This is a genomic window from Streptomyces sp. NPDC091292 (assembly GCF_044757265.1).
GTDB lineage: Bacteria > Actinomycetota > Actinomycetes > Streptomycetales > Streptomycetaceae > Streptomyces.
In genome coordinates this window covers 1-1502 of sequence record NZ_JBIVUQ010000053.1, presented here as the reverse complement: position 1 = coordinate 1502, position 1502 = coordinate 1, and the positions used below count along the sequence as shown (strand labels likewise).

At 70.0% G+C, this 1502-nt stretch carries 1 protein-coding gene; it reads left to right on the top strand.

Features of this window, described 5'->3' with window-relative positions; genetic code table 11:
• The first annotated feature begins 114 nt into the window (after nt 1–114).
• Nucleotides 115–1467 carry an IS4 family transposase gene (locus tag ACIQNU_RS43780; RefSeq protein ID WP_401378317.1) on the top strand — a complete coding sequence of 451 codons (1353 nt, stop codon included), beginning with the start codon at nt 115–117 and terminating at the stop codon, nt 1465–1467.
• Nucleotides 1468–1502 lie beyond the last annotated feature (35 nt).

Genomic DNA, 1502 nt, shown 5'->3' with positions numbered 1-1502 from the left:
CAACGCCGTTCAGTTAAGGGCGGGGGTTGTTCGTCAAGGCTGGTGAACGAGGCAGCGGAGCTGCTGTAGAAGAGGTTTGTCCTCCAAGACATCCTCACTACAGGGGCTCCGCTGTTGGAACAGGCTGCCATAACAGGGCCGGTCGGGGTAGCGGCCGGGGTGTTCGCGCCGGGGCATATCGGTGAGCTGACCCGGATCGTGCCGTTCGAGATGGTCGACGAGGTGCTGGCGGAGACCCGTGCGATCGAGCGGCGGGTCCGGCTGCTGCCGGCCCGGGTCACGGTGTATCTGCTGCTGGCCGGGGCGTTGTTCTCCGAGCTGGGCTACCGGCAGGTCTTTGACCGGTTGTGTGCGGGTCTGGCCGGGCCGTCGCCCGTCAGGCCCAGCGGCAGTGCGTTACGGCAAGCCCGTCAGCGTCTGGGGGCGGCGCCGATGAAGGCGCTGTTCGACCTGGTGCGTGGCCCGGTGGCCACGACGGCGGTTCAGGTGCGGTGGCGTGGGCTGCTGGCCGTGGCGGTCGATGGCACGCTGTTGCCGGTGCCGGACACGCCGGAGAATCTCACGGTGTTCGCCAAGCAGCGGTGCAACAGCGGGGCCGGGGGCTATCCGCAGGTCCGGCTGGCGGCTTTGGTGGCCTGCGGGAACCGGTCGGTGATCGGGGCGGCGTTCGGCCCGGCGACCACCGGCGAGCTTCAGTACGCGGGCCGGCTGGCGGGCGATCTGCGTGCCGGGATGCTGCTGCTGGGTGACCGGAATTTCGCCGCCGCCGATCTGCTGAACCGCCTGGCTGCCACCGGCGCCCACCTGCTGGTGCGGTGCAAGTCCGGGAGAAAACTGCCCGCAGTGGCCCGCTTGCGCGACGGCTCGTTCCTGGCCCGGCTCGGAGCGCTGGCCGTGCGGGTCATCGACGCCGAGATCACCATCGCAACGTCCCGCGGGGTCCGCACCGGTCACTACCGGCTGCTGACCACCCTCACCGACCCCACGACCCACCCGGCCGGTGAACTCGTCCGGCTCTACCACGAACGCTGGGAGATCGAGACGGCCTACGCCGAGCTGAAGTCCACGGTCCTGGGCGGGCGGGTCATGCGGGCCCGCACCCCGGCCGGGGTCGAGCAGGAGGTCTGGGCACTGCTGACCGCCTACCAGGCGCTGCGGACCGCGATGACCGATGCCACCGACAGCGTCCCGGGCACCGACCCGGACCGGGCCGGCTTCACCGTCGCGCTGGCCGCCGCCCGCGACCAGGTCGTGCTGGCCGCAGGTGTCATTGCCGACACCGCCATCGACCTGGTCGGGGCCATCGGCCGCAACGTGCTGGTCCAGCTCCTGCCAAAACGGCGGGTCCGCACCAAAGACCGCATCGTCAAACGCGCGATCTCCAAGTACAACGCACGCGGACCCGCCATCGACCGGGCCACCTACCAGGCCACCATCAGCATCAACATGCTCGCAACCGACCCTTGACACCACCCAGCCCCGCCTAACTGAACGGCGTTGGG